Raw genomic sequence first — 307 nt, 5'->3', positions numbered from 1 at the left:
GGGTCATTAGCTCAGTTGGTAGAGCAGTGGACTTTTAATCCATTGGTCGATGGTTCGAGTCCATCATGACCCACCACTTTACAAGCTTTAGAATTCATATTTGAGCGGGTCATTAGCTCAGTTGGGTGAAAAAAGACCGAAGCAAGGCTTCGCAGCTTTTTGAACGCGAGTCAGGACGACGAGCCGGAACACCTCTTCAGGATGAATTAATGGCACTTTTAATACTTGAGCGGGTCATTAGCTCAGTTGGTAGAGCAGTGGACTTTTAATCCATTGGTCGATGGTTCGAGTCCATCATGACCCACCA

Annotated in this window: 2 tRNA genes; both read left to right on the top strand. The window is 46.6% G+C overall.

Going from position 1 to position 307, the window contains the following annotated elements:
- Positions 1-76, top strand: a tRNA-Lys gene (locus tag DRB05_RS00050).
- A 155-nt stretch (positions 77-231) separates the two neighbouring features.
- Positions 232-307 (top strand) — tRNA-Lys (locus tag DRB05_RS00045).

This window comes from Pseudoalteromonas sp. A757 (assembly GCF_004103285.1).
Classification (GTDB): Bacteria; Pseudomonadota; Gammaproteobacteria; order Enterobacterales; family Alteromonadaceae; genus Pseudoalteromonas; species Pseudoalteromonas galatheae.
Note: the sequence above shows the minus strand (reverse complement) of the source record. Positions and strands in the feature narration are given on the sequence as shown.